Here is a 15,563-nt window from a genome sequence, read left to right as displayed (position 1 = left end):
CGTGGATCACCGGCGTCGGTCATGGCTGGATCAGCCTTTCCAGGACGGCCATCGCCTCGATCACCGTCCGCCGCTCCGCCTCGGAGCACTGTTCCTGAAGCGCTCCGGCCAGCCACTCCTGTCGGGCCTGCCGGTCGCCCTCGGCCCGCGCGCGGCCGTCGTCGGTGAGGGCGACGAGCCGGCGCCGGCCGTCGGTGGGGTCGGGGCGGCGTTCGACCAGTCCGAGCCGGTCGAGGGCCGCGACGGTGGCGGCCATCGACTGGTGGCGGACGCCTTCGCCGGACGCGAGGGCGCTCGTGGCGGCGGGACCGTCCTTGGAGAGCCGGGCGAGCACGGATGCCTGGGAGAAGGTGAGGTCGTCGGCGTCGGAGACGCTGCGCACCCGGCGGCGCAGGCGCCCGAGCACCACTCGGACGTCCTGCGCGGCGCGGCTGGCCGACGCGGACGGCTCGTTGCGGTCGTTGCTCATGCCTCGACGGTAATTTATTCAGCTTGGCCTGTACAGTTTTTCCTGTACAGCTTTCCTTGTACATCGGTGTCCGGACCGGCGCACCGCGCCGCCGCGCACACCGCCATGACACACCGGGGCCGTCCGGCGGGCCGTCGGACCGTCACCCGCGGCCGGTCGAAGGGAACTTGTCCGGGGCCCTCGCGCCGAACAGCACAACCGGCAAGCCGCAGAGGTGCGCGGGAGCGCGGTTGCCACGTCCGGCGGGCGGAGCGCTCAGCGGGCGCCCTCCCGGCGGCGGCTCGGCACGGTGGCGCCGCCGGACGCGGTGGTGCCGCGCGCCGCGGCGCGCGCCGGGCCGTCGGGGAGGGTGAAGGCGAAGACGGCGGTCACCGCGGCGATCACCGCGAGGGCCAGATAGGCGTGCTGGTAGGCGGAGATCGGCGGGTCGGCCACGGCGGTCGCGGGGGTTCCCAGGACCAGGGCCGTGGTCACGGCGGCGGGCGCGAGCGCGCCCCCGGTCTGGCGTACGACGGTGTTCAGCGTGGAGGCCTGGGCCAGGTCCCGTCTGTCGATGGTCGCCAGCGACGCCACCGTGGTCGGCAGGAAGAACCCGCCCATGGCCACGCCGAGCAGGAACATGTAGCCGCGGAAGGTCCACAGTCCGGTGTCCTGGTCGCAGGTGGCCAGAAGCAGCAGGGACGCGCTGACACCGGCCAGCGCGCAGCCGGTGATGAGCCGCGGGCCGATCCGCGCGTACCAGACGCCGACGACCTGCACCGTCAGCAGGACACCGAACGCCTCCGGAAAGGTGCTGGTGCCGGACTCCAGCGCGGTGCGGCCCTGCCCCTGCTGGAGAAAGAGCGGGCCGAGGTACAGGGCGCCCATGATCGGCACCAGCCCCACCAGATTGAGGAGGTTGGTGTCCCGGAACAGCCGGTCGGCGAAGAGGCGGAGCTTCAGCAGCGGTTCCCTGGCCCGCAGCCCGAAGCCGACGGCCGCGGCGAGCAGCACCGCGCCGAGCACCAGGGCGAGAACCACGGTCGTGGAGGACCAGCCGCGGTTGGGTCCTTCACAGACGCCGAACATGAGGGTGCCGAGGGCAGCCGCGCTCAACAGCAAACCGGGCAGGTCGAAGCGGCCGGGGCGGTGACCGCGGTGCCCGGCCAGGAACAGCACGCCGAACAGGACGGCGGGCAGGCCGAGCGGCAGGTTGACGTAGAACACCCAGCGCCAGGACAGATGGTCCACGAGCAGTCCGCCGAGGACCGGCGCGGCGGCGGGGGCCACCTGCTGGGGAATGATCATGTAGCGGGATATCCGCATCTGCTCCGTGGAGTCGAAGGTGGAGAACAGCAGGGACGCTGAGGCCGGGAACAGCACTCCGGCGGACATGCCCTGTAGCGCACGGAAGGCGACGAGCTGGCCGAGGCCCACGGCGGCGCCGCACAGCACCGAGGAGCCGAGGAAGCCGGTGAGCGCGGTGAGCAGGACGCGCTTGCCGCCGAACCGCTCCACCAGCCAGGCCGAGGCGGGGATGGCCATGGCCAGAGAGACCGGGTAGACCACGACCACCCCGTCCAGGGCGGCGGTGGTCAGCCCGAACTGCCGGGCGATCGAGGGAAGCGCGACGGTGGTGATCGCTCCGTCGACGATCGCGAGGAACGTCACGGAGACGCACATGACCGGGACGGCCAACCGCTGGCTGAGACGGGGCGAGGCGAGGGCGGACAGGACGGGACGGCATCGGAACAGCAGCACATGCTGAGCGTACTCATTATGTGCGTGCTCATAGAATGGGATATCGGACGAAGCGGGGAAGCGCCATGGCAGTGCAGGGCAGCAGTGACATCCTGATCGACGAGTTGTACGAGACCGCCCACCAGCTGCGCCGGTTCGTGGAGGTCCGGCTGCGTGCATCGGGCGCATCGGTTGCCCGGCTGCGCGCCCTGCGCATGCTCGCCCGGGCCGAACGGCCGCTGCGCATGCGGGACCTGAGCGAGCTGACGGGAGTCGCGGCGCGGACCACGACCAGCATCGTCGACAGCCTGGAACGCGACGGTCTGGTGGAGCGGGTACCCCATCCGCACGACCGGCGGGCCGTCCTGCTGCGCCTCACCGACGAGGGCCTGCGCTGCCACCGCGAGGCGGAAGAGGTGGACCGCCTGGCCCTCGCCGAGGCGACGGCCGTGCTGGACACGCAGGACCGCACCCAACTGCGTACGCTGCTCGCCCACATCCGCAAGGCGACGGCCTGAGCGCCGGCCTCGCGCGCGGACAGCCACAGCCGACGGCCACAGCGGTCAGCCACAGCTGTGCCGGCCGGGGGCACGGCGACCCGAGCGGCGGTCGCTCGCAAAGCCCGTAATGCGGTTGATGGCCCCGCGGGGGAACCGGTAACGTCCGCGGGATGACGAGCCCAGAGGCAGACAGAGCGGAGCCGCCGGTCACCCGGCGGCCTGCGGTCCACTGACCGCCGAGCGAGAGATCTCCCGGTCGGCCCGCTGCCGGTGACCGGACACGTGCTCCGTGTGTCTGGTCCGGTTCTCACACCTCTGTCTGGCTTCTCAGCCCTCGTGTCCCTGTCGGCACCGGCTTCGGCCCCAGGCGTCCAGCACGCGGATGTCGTTGCCCGCATTCCGCCGCTGGAGCCGACTCCGTGCCCTTCTTCGTCCATGTCCTCGCCCTCGCCGTCTTCGCGCAGGGCACCTCCGAGTTCATGCTGTCCGGTCTGGTGCCGGGCATCGCCCGCGATCTGTCCGTGTCCGTGGCCGCCGCGGCCGGGCTGACCTCCGCCTACGCCGTCGGAATGATCGTCGGAGCGCCGCTGATGGCCGCTCTCAGTGCACGCTGGCCACGCCGTCGCGCGCTGGCGGGATTCCTCACGGCCTTCGTCGCCGGGCATGTCGTCGGCGCGGTCACGACCGACTTCGCCGTGCTGTTCGCGACCCGCGTCCTCGCCGCGGTCGTCAATGCGGGATTCCTGGCGGTCGCGATGAGCGTCGCGACCGCGCTGGCACCACGGGACCGGACGGCCCGGGCGACCGCGGTCCTCATGTCGGGGGTCACGCTGTCCTGTGTCGTCGGTGTGCCCGCGGGCGCCCTGCTCGGCGAGTGGTCCGGCTGGCGTTCGGCCTTCTGGGCGGTCGCCGCCCTGTGCCTGCCCGCGCTGGCGCTGGTGTTCCGGTCGGCGCCCGTCGACGCGGCGGGCCGGTCCGACGTACCGGTCAGGCAGGAACTGCGCACCCTGAAGTCCCCGTCGGTGCGGCTCGCGTTGACGCTCGGTGCCGCGGTCAACGGGGCCACCTTCGCGACGTTCGCCTACCTGGCCGTCATCGCGACGGACGTCGCCGGGCTGCCCGCCGGTGCGGTACCCGGGCTGCTCGCCGCGTTCGGAGCCGGCGCGTTCATCGGCGTGAACACGGCGGGCCGGACCGCCGGGGGCCGGCTCCGGCGCGGTGTGCTCCTCGCCCTGTGGGTGCTGCCCTTCGGCTGGGCGGCGCTCGCCCTGACCAGCAGCCGTGCGGTGCCTCTCTTGCTCATGAGCGTCGTGCTGGGCGGGCTGTCGTTCGGCATCGGCTCGACGCTCATCGCCCGGGTCCTGCACGTCGCCTCCGGCGCTCCCGCGCTGGGCGGCTCGTTCGCGACGGTCGCGTTCAACGCCGGTGCGTTCCTCGGACCGCTGCTCGCCGGGGCGGTGACCGGGGCGACCGGTGACTACCGTGACGCCGGGTGGGTCAGCGCCCTGCTCGCCGCGACAGCGGGCGTCGCCGCCGGGTTCGGGGTGCGGCGCCGTCGTGGCGGCAGCCCCGAGACCCAGGGGGCCCTGACCGGCTGAACCACCGGCACCGCACCGTCGTGACGAGCGACGGTGCGGTGCGGGTGCTGCAGGTGCCGCGAGGCCACCGGTGCCCGGGGATTCCCTCTCCCGGGTGACCGTCCCCCACACACCGCGCAGCGCCTGGCCGTTCGCCCGGCTCTGTCGCGATCATGCGGCGGTGACCTCTCGTCTCCGCCGCGCCGACGGCCGACGCCGCACCCGCTTCGCCACGTACCGATGCCGCGGTCTCCTCGTCACCGGCCTCGCGGCGCTCGCCCTGCTCGCCTCGCTGACGCCCCGGTCCGCGACGTCGGCCGCGGCCCGCTCCACGAGTGCCCGGGCAGCGCCCGCCTCGGCGACCGACGCGTCCGAGCCGGCCCCGCTCCGCCCGGACGTCCCTGCCGCGCCCCGCCCGGTCACCGCCGCCGAGGCCCGCTCGGACGCCGTCCTGCGCTCGCTGCGTCACCACCCCGCCCGGGCCCGCGACTTCTTCCGGCGACTACCCAAGGGCGGTGACCTGCACAACCACCTCGAAGGCGCGGCCCGGACCGAGTACCTGATCAAGCTCGCCGCCGACGACGGCCTGTGCATCGCGACCGCCACGATGACCGCCGTCGTACCGCCCTGCGACGCCCGGACCGGGCGGCCCGCCGCCGATGCCCGCACCGACCCGGCCTTCCGCGGGGCGATCCTGCGGGCCTGGTCGATGCAGGACTTCCCGCCGGACCGCATCGGCCACGACCATTTCTTCGCCGCCTTCGACAAGTTCGCCCTGGTCGCCGGGCGCCACCAGGGCGAGTTGCTCGCCGAGGTCGCCGACGGCGTGGCCGAGAACAGCCAGTTCTACCTGGAGACCATGGTCACGCCCGCCGTCGACGCCACCGACCGGCTCGCCGACGCGGTCGGCTGGGACGGCGACCTCGCCCGCCTGCACCGCAAGCTCCTCGCCGGCGGACGGCTCGACCGGCTGGTCGCCGCGGCGCGCGGGGAGACCGACGGCGTCGGCGCCCGGTTCCGCACCGCGGCCCGCTGTGACACCAGCCGCCCTCACCCTGCCTGCCGGCTGACCGTCCGCCTGATCTACCAGGCCCTGCGGGACAGTTCACGCGAACGGGTCTTCACCCAGCTCGCCCTCGGCATGCGGCTGGCCGAGCGCGACCCGCGCTTCGTCGCCGTCAACCTGGTCCAGCCCGAGGACCGGCCCCGCGCCCTGCGCGACTACCGCCTGCACATGCGCATGCTCGCCCACCTGCGCACCCTGTACCCGCACGCCCGTCTGACCCTGCACGCCGGCGAACTGCGGACCGGCCTGGTCGAACCCGTGGACCTGTCCTTCCACATCGACGAGGCCGTCCGGGTCGCCCGCGCCGAGCGCATCGGACACGGAGTCGATCTGGTCCACGAGCGCGCCTGGCGCGACCTGGCCCGCACCATGGCGGCCCACCGGACCCCCGTCGAGGTCGCGTTCACCAGCAACGCGCAGATCCTCGGCGTCAGGGGCCGCGCGCACCCTTTCGAGACGTACCGCGCCCACGGCGTGCCGACCGTCCTCGCCACCGACGACCCCGGCGTGTCCCGCATCGACATCAGCCACGAGTACCAGTACGCCGCCGCCACCTACGGCCTGTCGTACCCGGAGCTGAAGGACCTGGCCCGGGCCTCGCTGCAGTACGCCTTCCTGCCGGGCGGGAGCATCTGGCAGGGCGATCCGACGGCCACCGGCTACCGCCCGGTGGCCGGCTGCCGGAGTAGAACACCGGGCGGCGGCCCGCCCGGTCCGCGCTGCCGCCGGCTGCTGTCCGCGAGCCCCAGGGCGCAGGTGCAGTGGCGCCAGGAGGCCGCCTTCACCGCCTTCGAGCACAGCAATCTTTCAAACTAAACAATGTGTTTAGCAATTCACGGTAATCGCTGGGCAGACAGGACAGTCTGTCCAGCGCATTTCGTGACTCTTGCACAGCTTCACTTCCACGGCTGTGCTATCTGCATGACTGGGGGCCGACGTTCGCCGGACGGCTCCCGGTACACCGCCGGCCTCGGATGAAGGAGCACTCCGTCATGAGCATCGAGCAGACCCTCACCGATCAGGAGCGCCTGGCAGAACTCGACCTGCCGCAGCTCAAGCAGCTCGTCGGGTTGGTCGAGTACGACGCCGACGCGGACCCGTTCCCGGTCACCGGCTGGGACTCGGTCGTCTGGGCGGTGGGCAACGCCACGCAGGCCGCGCACTTCTACCAGTCGGCCTACGGCATGGAGCTGATCGCCTACTCCGGTCCCGAGACCGGCAACCGCGACCACAAGTCGTACGTCCTGCGCAGCGGGGCGATCCGCTTCGTGCTCCAGGGCGCGGTCGACCCGGCGAGCCCCGTCGCGGACGCGCACCGCCGGCACGGCGACGGAGTCGTCGACATCGCGCTGGAGGTACCGGACGTGGACCGGTGCGTGGCGCATGCGCGGGCCCAGGGGGCGACCGTGGTGGAGGAGCCGCACGACGTGACCGACGAGCACGGTACGGTGCGCCGTGCCGCCATCGCCGCCTACGGCACGACCCGGCACTCGCTCGTCGACCGCTCCCGGTACGACGGCCCCTATCTGCCCGGTTACGAGGCCCGGACGTCCTCGCACGTGAAGCGCCCCGGCGCCCCCCGGCGCATCTTCCAGGCGCTGGACCACGTGGTGGGCAACGTCGAGCTCGGCAAGATGGACGAGTGGGTCGACTTCTACAACCGGGTCATGGGCTTCACCAACATGGCGGAGTTCATCGGTGACGACATCGCCACCGAGTACTCGGCGCTCATGAGCAAGGTCGTGGCCAACGGCAACCACCGGGTGAAGTTCCCGCTCAACGAGCCGGCGCTGGGCAAGAAGAAGTCCCAGATCGACGAGTTCCTGGAGTTCTACCAGGGCCCGGGCCCGCAGCACCTGGCGCTCGCCACGAACGACATCATCGCCTCCGTGGACACGCTGCGCGACGAAGGCGTCGAGTTCCTCGCCACTCCCGACTCGTACTACGAGGACCCGGCGCTGCGCGCCCGGATCGGTGAAGTACGGGTTCCGGTCGAGGAGTTGCAGAAACGCGGCATTCTCGTCGACCGCGACGAGGACGGCTATCTGCTGCAGATCTTCACCAAGCCGACCGGTGACCGGCCGACGGTCTTCTTCGAACTCATCGAGCGCCACGGCTCCCTCGGCTTCGGCAAGGGCAACTTCAAGGCCCTGTTCGAGGCCATCGAACGCGAACAGGCCAAGCGCGGCAACTTCTGACCGACAGCACGCCCCTGACCGCCGCGGCGCCCGTGGCGGTCAGGGGCGTCCGTGTCGATAGTCCGTACGAACCGCCCGCCACGAAGGTAGCCGTGCACCCCCGCCTGCCCACCTCTCGCGGCGGCGCGGACGCGCCCGGCCGGGGTGGGCGAGCGCCGTCTTCGCGCCCGTGGGCGCGGGCCTGTACGGTTCGCTCCCGGGCTGACACCGGCCGCATCCTCCGGCCTGGCCGTCAGGCGAGGTTCTTCTCCAGCACGGCGATGTAGTTGTGGATGAAGTGGTCGCGGACGCCGTCGGCGGCAGGGGCGAAGGCGTCGGCGGTCAGGCCCCTGGCCCGGTCGGTCAGGCCGCCGAGGAGGGACATCGATTCGCGGAGCCTGCCGTTCGAGTCGAAGTAGCGCAGTGCCTGGACATGGGTGAAGGCCGGCTCGGGCGGCAGTTGCGGGACGATGTCGTTGTTGTTCACGAACCGGAACAGGCGCTCCTTGAAACCCTTGTCGCAGGCCGCGGCGAGAAGCCGGTCGCAGGTGCGGGGCTGGCCGTAGGTGTAGACGCCGTCGGCGAGGAGTTTCGGGTCCTCCAGGTAGAGGCGGGCGGCGGCGAGCATGGCCAGGGCGCCACCGAGGCTGTGTCCGGTGAAGAACAGGCCCTGCCCGTTCGTCCGGTACTCCTCGATGGCGGCACGCACGGCCGGGAAGACCGAGTCCAGCGCCTGGGCGAAGCCGTGGTGGACGTATCCGGTCCGGGCCGGTCCCGGCCAGGGCGGGGTGGTGGCGTCCGAGAGCCAGTCGCGGATCTGGGCGGGTTCGGTGCCGCGGAACGCCGTGACGATCATGTCGTCGCTGGCGACGGTGTACGCCTGGGTGTCCTCCAGCGGGAACGGCGGTGTGAACCGGGTCAGGTGGTGCCGCACCCGGTCGAAGCCCCAGGCGCAGGCTCGTTCCCCGACGGTGGCCTCGTCCTTGTAGGCGAGGTCGGACGCGAGGGCCAGCCAGTAGGCCAGATCGAGGCTGTAGCTGCGGGAACGGTGGTCCAGGGTCGAGGGAACGGGCACCGGGGATCACTCCTGTGTCGAGCACGAGGGAGGTCCCTCGTACGGCGTGGGTGACGGCGTCACCGGGGCTGCGACGCCGCAGCGTTCCCTCCCCGGTCCCCGCCCCGGCCACGCGGCGGTTCACCCGAACAGGCCGGGCGCACGAAGGGCATGACCGGGCGCGCGGCACCGCCGGGCGCGGACCCGGGACGGCCTGACCACCACGCCACGGCGGCCGTACGGGGGGGGTGCGGGCGGCGCCGCGGAATCGTCCGCCTCCCGGGGCGGGATGACGCACCCGTTGCGGATTCGCTCGCGCTGCTCTCCGTCCTCCGTCCTCCGCTCGGCCGCCGTGACGCGGCGTCAGGCCGTCGGCGTGGGCGACGGGCAGGCCGGGGCGTCGTCCGCGGTGGCCGGGCCGGAGGCCGCCGGGTCGCCGGGGGAAGCGGTCGGGGAAGGCTCCGGGCAGGACGGCTGGTCCGACGGGTCCGGGGACGGCGTGGCGGAGTCGGTGGGGTCCGGCGTGGCCGAGCCGCCCCCGGTCGGGGAGTCGGACGGATCCGGTCCCGGCGGCTCGTCCGGCGAGGGCGACGGGTCCGGGCCCGTCGAGGACGGCGACGGACCGGGGCTCTGCGAGTGCGAGGGTGAGGGCGACGGGGTGCGCGTGGGCTTGGGGCCGCCGGGGTCGGGGCCGATGATGATCCCGCCCCCCGTGCCGCCCTCCCCGTCCACGGGCCGCGTCGCCTGGGTGTCGCCGCCGGCGCCCGGGGAGTGCGGGACGACGCCCTCGCCGTCGGGCACGCTGTGCACGCCCCGCCGGTAGAAGTCCAGCCACTCCCGGACCAGGTTCAGATAGGTGCGGGAGTAGTTGTAGCTGAGGATCGCGCGGTCGACGTCCGCGGCCCGCGCCAGGTCCCGGCCCCCCGCGCACAGGTAGTGCCCGGCCGCCAGGGCCGCGTCGAAGACGTTGTTCGGATCGGCGCGGCCGTCACCGTTGCCGTCGGCGCCCCACCGGGCCCAGGTCGAGGGCAGGAACTGCATCGGCCCCACCGCCCGGTCGTACACCGCGTCGCCGTCGTGCACCCCGCCGTCGGTGTCCCGGATCAGGGCGAAGCCCTGGCCGTCGAGCCGCGGGCCCGTGATCCGGCCCAGGGTCGTGCCGTCGGGGCCGACGGCGCCGCCGCGCGCGTGGCCGGACTCCACCTTGCCGATGGCGGCGAGCAGTTCCCAGGGCAGCCGGCAGCGGGGGTCCGTCCGGCCGAGGGCCGTCTCGGCCGCGCGGTAGGCGCGCAGCACGGTGGCGGGGATGCCGGACTCGGTCCCGATCCGGGTGATCTCCTTCGGGCTGCGCGGGATCTGCGGGGTGGTCAGCGGCGGCAGTTCGGTGTGGTACGAGCCGTCGCCGGGCGGCGTGAGATCCGTGTAGGGGGTCCCCGTGGCCGGTGTGGGCGCGTCGTCCACGGCCGGCCTGCCGGAGCCGTCCCGGGTGCCCGGTACGAGGCCGGGTGCCTGTGAGGCGGTGAGGGCGGCCACCGCCGCGACGGCGACGGCGGTGGCCCGCATACCCCGTAGGGTCCGGGCCTGCGGGCGGCGTACGCGGCGTGCGGGCATGGCTGTCGCTCCCTTGTCGGTGGAGTGTCGTCGGCGCCGCGGCCGGCGGGCGGGTCCGCCCGGTGGCGCCGGCGCGGTCAGCGGCCGAAGGTGTCGATCCCGGAGACGAGCCAGCGTCCGTCGCGCAGCACCACGTCGACCGCGAGCATCGCCCCGGCGTAGGTGCCACCGCCGGCGGCCCGCTGGTCCTTCGCGCCCGCGGCGCTCTTGTCCCCGGCGGTGCTGACGCTGCTCTGGTCGGCGTAGACGAGGACGCGGGCCCGGTCCCCGTCGATGCGTTCGACCGCGCTGTCGGTGACGGTGGTGGTGATCACCGCTTTCTGCCGGTCGGCTCGGGTCCGGACGCCGGCGAACAGGTCCGCGTGCTGGGCGACGGCCTTCCCGGTGAGCAGTTCCTTCGCGGCCTTGTCGAAGGGGGCCGGGTCGGCGTGGTCGTAGGAGAAGAGGGCGGCGACCGCCTTCTCCGTCTGCCCCTTGATGTCGCTGGTGCGGGCCGCGTCGGTCAGGGCGGTGTTGCGGACGGCCGGGTCGTCGCGGAGGGTTTCCACACGGGCGTGCGCCCAGCCGGCGAAGCCGCCGAGGACGAGCGTCAGCAGGCACAGCAGGGTCAGGCCGACGGCCCGGGAGGGGCGGCGGAGCCGTTTCCGGCGGGCCGCCGTGTCCGCCCCGTCCGGCTCCGCGGTCCCGGGGGCCGCGCCGCGCCGGGCGGGCGCGGCCGACGGGGCGCGCACCGGCAGCACCGCGAGGCCGGCCCGGGCCGGGGCGCCGGAGGGGGCCGCGGCGGGCACGGCGTCGTCGGCCGGGCCGCTCGGTGCCGGGCCGGGCTCCTGAACCGTGGGCCGGGCCTCACGGACCTGGCGGCGGCGCTGGCGGTTGATGTGATGACGGGTCGTCGACATCGGTTGTGTCGTCCTCTCGTGCGGCCGGCTCCCGCGGCGCGGGTCCGGGTCAGCCGGCTGACGTGCCGCCCACGGGCGCCTGGCCCAGAGCGCTGAGCTTCCAGCTGCCGCCGGTCCGGGTGAGTTCGCCGAGCATGCGGCTGTCCTTGTCGGTGCTCTTGCCGTCGGACGCCTTCACGGTCACCCGCAGGGCGACGAGGATCCGGGCCCGGCCGGCCCGGTCGTCGAGTTCGGTCACCGCGCCGGACAGCACCCGGGCGGTGCTGACCGTCTTCGCCTTCTCGACCTGGTCGGCGAACTCCTTGCGTCCCGAGGCCAGTTGATCGTGCAGGTCGCCGGTCGTCGAGGACTCCCACAGGTCGAGGCCGTGGTCGACGTCGCGGTGGTCGAGGGTGTTCAGGTTCTGCACGGCCTGTTCGCCGGCGGCGAGCGCCGCGTCGCGCTGCACGGCGTACGCCGCGGAGTCGTCGTGGGCCGCGGCGTACCAGTCCCAGCCGGTCCAGGCCGCGAACCCGCCCGCGACAAGGACGAGCGCCAGGGCCAGGGCCGGCAGCGTCCGGGCCCCGGCGGGGGTGCGGACCGGGCGTTTCATGAGGTGCTCCCGTCTCCCGCGCATGGTCAGCGGGTCTTGATGTCGACGATCCGCCACTGGTCCCGCTCCCGCTGTGCGGTGACGGTGAGCTGGGCCGCCGCCGAGGTCGGCGCGGCCTTGTCGCGGCGGGAGACCTGGTCCAGGAAGACCAGCAGCCGGGCGCTGTCGCCGTCGAGTTCGATCACTCCGATACGCACGGCCTGGGTGCTCAGTGTGACGCGCTGCTTGGTGACCTCCGCGCCGATCCGGTCGAGGAGTTCGGTGTACTGGCGGGCGGCCCGGCCGTCCAGGACGGAACGTGCGGAGCGTTCGGCGGCGGCGAGACCGTCCGGGGTGTACGAGAAGACCCGGCCGAGCGCGTTCCCGACGTCGCCCGCGACCCGCGTGGTGGCTTCGGTGTCGGTCAGGGCGCGGTTGTGGGCCGAGGCGGTGGACCTCAGCTGATGGGCGCCGTAGAAGAAGCCGCCGCCGGCCAGGACGAGGACCGCGGCGAGGACGGCGCCCGTGATCCGCCGCAGCCGGTCGCTCAGGTGACGCCGGGTGGGCGCCTCGCTCCCCGGGACCGCGACGCCCTCAGGATCCGCGACGCCCTCAGGATCCGCGGCGTCCTCAGGCTCCTCGGCCGTCCGGGCGGGCTCCGGTGCCTGGGCCGCCTCCTCCTCCGGTCCGGCGGCCCGGGCCTTCCCCGCCGCCTCCTCCGGTTCGGTGCGCGGCGCGCCCGGTACCCCGTCCGCCGTCGCTTCCCCGGCCTCCCGGCGGGCCGCCCCGGCGGTGTCCTCGGCAGATTCCGCCGGGGCCACCGGTACCGCGCGCACGGCCGTGCCCTCCGCCGGCCCGGTCTCCGGCCCCGGCGGGGCCGGTTCGCCGGCCGGCCCGGCGCTCTCCCGCGTCCCGTCACCGCGCAGCAGCCGCGTCATCCGTCGTCCTCCTCCGCCGTCCGCGCGAGCGGTACCGCGTTCAGTGCCTGGACCTTCCACTCCCCCGGGCCCGTGCGGGCGAGGACCGCCTCCAGCCGTTTGCGGTCCGTGCTCGGTGACTTCGTCCCGCCGCGCGTGACCTCGACGCGTACGGCCGCGATGAGCTTGGCCGTACCGGCACGGGCGTCCAGCGCGGTGACCGCCGCCTCGGTGACCGTGCCGCGGGCCGAGGGGCCGGTACGGGGCTCGGTGCGGCCCAGTTCGTCCCGGAGCGGGCCGGTGGACGCCGCCTGCCAGGCCCGGATGCCCGCCCGCGACCGCTCCTTGGTGGAGGCGTCGAGCGTGGTGAGCACGGCGACGGCCCGGCGGCCGTCGGCGAGCGCCGCGTCCCGCTCCCGGCCGTAGGCCAGCGAGTCGTCGCCGCGGGCCTGCGCATACGTCCACGCGCCCGTGCCGCAGAACGCCAGCGCCAGGGCGAACCCCGCGGCGGCCGCGATCCGGACGGGCCTCATCGGGCGTTCTCCGCGTCCGGACCGAGGAGACCGGCCAGGTCCGTCGGGGCGTCCGCGCCCACGCCCGGCAGGGCGAGCGCGCCCGGCAACCGTTCGGCGGCGGCCGGCGTGCCGCTGCCCGGGGGCAGCGAGGGCGGCTCGACCGGGTCGGGTACCGGCCCGCCCCGGGGGGCGTGCGCCGAGCCGCGTACGTTCTTCCCGCTCGCGGCCGGGGCGGTGCACGAGGCGTCGGTGTTGAGCGGGGGCGCGGTGCCGAGGTCGAGTCCATCGCGGTAACGCGTGCCGCCGTAACCGGCGGTGCAGGGCAGGGGCTTGAAGAAGGTGACGGCCATGCCGAAGTTCACCTTTCCTCCGTCGACGGCGGTGGCGCCGGCGGACACGGCCGCCGGGTACTTCACGAGCAGTTCCTCGATGCCGCGCTGCCGGGTGACGGCGATCTCGGAGGTCGTCAGCAGGTTGGCGAGGACGACGCCGAGGCTCGGGTCCAGGTCCCGCAGGAGGCCGCTGACCTGGGTGGCGGCATCGGGGGCGACGGTCAGCAGCCGGCGCAGGTCGGTGTCGGAACCCTTGAGGGAGCGGGCGAGTCGCTCGGCCCCGGTGGCGAAGTCGCGGATGGCGCGTGCTTCCTCGGACTGGGTGCGCAGGACGGTCTCGCTGTCGTCGATCAGCAGGCTGGTGGACGGCAGGGCGCGGTCCGCGGCCTCGACGAAGGCGCTGCCGTTGTCCAGGAGCACCTGAAGGTCGTCGCCGTGCCCCTCGAATGCCTTGCCGAACTCGTCGACGACCGTGCGCAGATCGTCCAGCGGGACGGACCGGGCGAGGCCGTCGACGCTGGAGAGGACGTCGGTGACGGGCGCGGGCACCTCGGTGTCGCCCTGCTCGATCCGGGCGCCGTCCGCGAGATAGGGCCCGCCGTCGGCGGCCGGCCGCAGGTCGATGTACTGCTCGCCGACCGCGGACAGTCCGGCCACCACGGCGCGGGTGTCGGCGGGGATGCGCGGTGCGGACTTCTTGATGCGCAGTTCGGCGACGACGCCGTCCGCGGTGAGTCCGATCGGTCCGACCCGGCCCACCGACACGCCGCGGTAGGTGACGTCGGAGTGGGTGAACAGGCCACCGGTGCGCGGAAGTTGGACGTCCACGGTGTAGTAGTCGGCGACGCCCAGGTAGCGGCCGAGGTCGGCGTAGCGGATGCCGACGAAGCCGAGCACCAGGACGGCGATGATCAGGAAGGCGAGGTTCTTCAGGCGTACCGCGAGGGTGATCACCGCGTGGCACCTCCGTCCGGGGCGGGCGTGGTGACGGACGGCAGCGGCAGCGGTGCCGACGTCGGGTTCAAGGTGGCGGCGGTGCCCTTGCGGGCCTTGTCCGGGGCGCCCTGCGCGGTGGCGGAGGCGGACGGCGAGGGGGTGCTCCGCGGTACCAGCGGCTCGATGACCTCGGTGCCGGGGGCGGCGACCATGCTCAGGTACGCATTGAGGTAGTCGCCCTTGACGCCCTGCAGCACCTCGTCGGTGAACGGATAGGTCAGCAGTACCTGGAGCGAGTCGGGCAGGTCGGTACCCGCGCCCGCGAGTGCCCGCAGGGTGGGCGCGAGGGCCTTGAGATCGGCGACCATGTCGTCCTTGCTCGCGTTGACGGTGGAGACGGCGACGCCGGACAGGGCGTCGAGGGAGCGCAGCATGGTCAGCAGTGAGCCGCGCTGCTCCTCCAGGGTCCGCAGGCCGGGCGAGAGGTCGGTGAGAACCGTGCGTACGTCGTCCCTGCGGCCGGCGAGGGTGGCGGCGAGCCGGTTGACGCCGTCGAGGGCGTCGGTGATGTCGCTGCGGTGCTCGTCGAGGTCGGTCACCAGGGTGTTGACCCGGTCGAGCATCGAGCGGACCTCGTCCTCGCGTCCGCCGAGCGCCGCGTTCAGTTCCCTGGTGATGGTCTTGAGCTGGTTGACGCCGCCGCCGTTGAGCAGCAGGGACAGTGCGCCGAACACCTCCTCGACCTCGGTGTTGCGGCCGGTGCGGGCGAGCGGGATGACGCTGCCGTCGCCGAGCCGGTCGGCGGTGGTCGGCTTGCCGGGCGCGACGAGTTGGATGTACTTCTCGCCGAGCAGGCTGGACTGTTCCAGTTGGGCTCCGGCGTCGGCGGGCAGCCGCACGGCGCCGTTGATCTTCATGGTGACGCGGGCCGCCCAGCCGTCGTGGTCGAGGTCGATGGCGGTGACCCTGCCGACGGCGACGTCGTTGACCTTGACTGCGGCCTGCGGGACGAGGCTGAGTACGTCACCGAGTTCCGCGGTGACGGTGTAGGGGTGGGGGCCGAGGTCGGCGCCGCCGGGCAGTGGCAGGTCCTCGATGCCGTCGAACCGCGGCAGGGGGACGGAGAACGCGCCGACCGCCAGTGTGAAGCCCAGGGCCAGGGCGAGCAGTCCGCCCAGGCCGGCGCCCACGGCCACACCACCGGTGAGCATGCCGCGCCC

Annotated in this window: 14 protein-coding genes; 4 read left to right on the top strand and 10 right to left on the bottom strand. The window is 73.7% G+C overall.

Going from position 1 to position 15,563, the window contains the following annotated elements; genetic code table 11:
- Positions 1-19: 19 nt before the first annotated feature.
- A complete protein-coding gene (locus ACFYPJ_RS19450; RefSeq protein ID WP_389018324.1) occupies positions 20-469 on the bottom strand; it encodes a MarR family winged helix-turn-helix transcriptional regulator in 450 nt (149 codons plus the stop codon).
- 255 nt (positions 470-724) lie between these two features.
- Positions 725-2,131 (bottom strand): DHA2 family efflux MFS transporter permease subunit, encoded by a 1,407-nt coding sequence (locus tag ACFYPJ_RS19445; protein WP_389018694.1) that lies wholly within the window; start codon positions 2,129-2,131, stop codon positions 725-727.
- Between the two features lie 143 nt (positions 2,132-2,274).
- On the opposite strand from ACFYPJ_RS19445, the gene ACFYPJ_RS19440 reads away from it, so the two are divergent.
- The 4 genes from ACFYPJ_RS19440 to hppD all read left to right on the top strand — a co-directional run bounded on the left by ACFYPJ_RS19440 (position 2,275) and on the right by hppD (position 7,529).
- Positions 2,275-2,706 carry a MarR family winged helix-turn-helix transcriptional regulator gene (locus ACFYPJ_RS19440; RefSeq protein WP_389018321.1) on the top strand — a complete coding sequence of 144 codons (432 nt, stop codon included), beginning with the start codon at positions 2,275-2,277 and terminating at the stop codon, positions 2,704-2,706.
- Positions 2,707-3,107: 401 nt separating this feature from the next.
- Positions 3,108-4,286, top strand: a complete 1,179-nt coding sequence (locus ACFYPJ_RS19435; protein WP_389018318.1) for a Cmx/CmrA family chloramphenicol efflux MFS transporter — start codon at positions 3,108-3,110, stop codon at positions 4,284-4,286.
- A gap of 259 nt (positions 4,287-4,545) precedes the next feature.
- Positions 4,546-6,147 carry an adenosine deaminase gene (locus tag ACFYPJ_RS19430; protein ID WP_389018692.1) on the top strand — a complete coding sequence of 534 codons (1,602 nt, stop codon included), beginning with the start codon at positions 4,546-4,548 and terminating at the stop codon, positions 6,145-6,147.
- A 176-nt stretch (positions 6,148-6,323) separates the two neighbouring features.
- A complete protein-coding gene (gene hppD / locus ACFYPJ_RS19425) occupies positions 6,324-7,529 on the top strand; it encodes a 4-hydroxyphenylpyruvate dioxygenase (protein ID WP_389018315.1) in 1,206 nt (401 codons plus the stop codon).
- Positions 7,530-7,761: 232 nt separating this feature from the next.
- On the opposite strand, the gene ACFYPJ_RS19420 is transcribed toward hppD, so the two are convergent.
- The 8 genes from ACFYPJ_RS19420 to ACFYPJ_RS19385 all read right to left on the bottom strand — a co-directional run bounded on the left by ACFYPJ_RS19420 (position 7,762) and on the right by ACFYPJ_RS19385 (position 15,554).
- Complete coding sequence (locus ACFYPJ_RS19420) at positions 7,762-8,583, bottom strand: lipase family protein (RefSeq protein ID WP_389018312.1); 822 nt, start codon at positions 8,581-8,583, stop codon at positions 7,762-7,764.
- Between the two features lie 342 nt (positions 8,584-8,925).
- Entirely contained in the window at positions 8,926-10,173 is a 1,248-nt protein-coding gene (locus ACFYPJ_RS19415; RefSeq protein WP_389018309.1) for a lytic transglycosylase domain-containing protein, read from the bottom strand.
- Positions 10,174-10,250: 77 nt separating this feature from the next.
- Positions 10,251-11,072 carry a hypothetical protein gene (locus ACFYPJ_RS19410; RefSeq protein ID WP_389018306.1) on the bottom strand — a complete coding sequence of 274 codons (822 nt, stop codon included), beginning with the start codon at positions 11,070-11,072 and terminating at the stop codon, positions 10,251-10,253.
- A gap of 49 nt (positions 11,073-11,121) precedes the next feature.
- Positions 11,122-11,664, bottom strand: coding sequence for a nuclear transport factor 2 family protein (locus tag ACFYPJ_RS19405; RefSeq protein ID WP_389018304.1), 543 nt, complete (start codon positions 11,662-11,664; stop codon positions 11,122-11,124).
- Positions 11,665-11,690: 26 nt separating this feature from the next.
- Positions 11,691-12,581 carry a hypothetical protein gene (locus tag ACFYPJ_RS19400; protein ID WP_389018301.1) on the bottom strand — a complete coding sequence of 297 codons (891 nt, stop codon included), beginning with the start codon at positions 12,579-12,581 and terminating at the stop codon, positions 11,691-11,693.
- Positions 12,578-13,093, bottom strand: a complete 516-nt coding sequence (locus ACFYPJ_RS19395) for a hypothetical protein (protein WP_389018298.1) — start codon at positions 13,091-13,093, stop codon at positions 12,578-12,580. The genes ACFYPJ_RS19400 and ACFYPJ_RS19395 overlap by 4 nt, the downstream gene beginning before the upstream one ends.
- Positions 13,090-14,361: an MCE family protein gene (locus tag ACFYPJ_RS19390; protein WP_389018295.1), complete on the bottom strand. Its 1,272-nt coding sequence runs from the start codon at positions 14,359-14,361 to the stop codon at positions 13,090-13,092. Before ACFYPJ_RS19390 ends, ACFYPJ_RS19395 begins: the two co-directional genes overlap by 4 nt.
- Entirely contained in the window at positions 14,358-15,554 is a 1,197-nt protein-coding gene (locus tag ACFYPJ_RS19385) for an MCE family protein (RefSeq protein ID WP_389018689.1), read from the bottom strand. Before ACFYPJ_RS19385 ends, ACFYPJ_RS19390 begins: the two co-directional genes overlap by 4 nt.
- Positions 15,555-15,563: the final 9 nt, after the last annotated feature.

This window comes from Streptomyces sp. NPDC006012, assembly GCF_042871185.1.
Taxonomy (GTDB): Bacteria; Actinomycetota; Actinomycetes; order Streptomycetales; family Streptomycetaceae; genus Streptomyces.
This window is presented reverse-complemented; position numbering and strand designations above follow the sequence as displayed.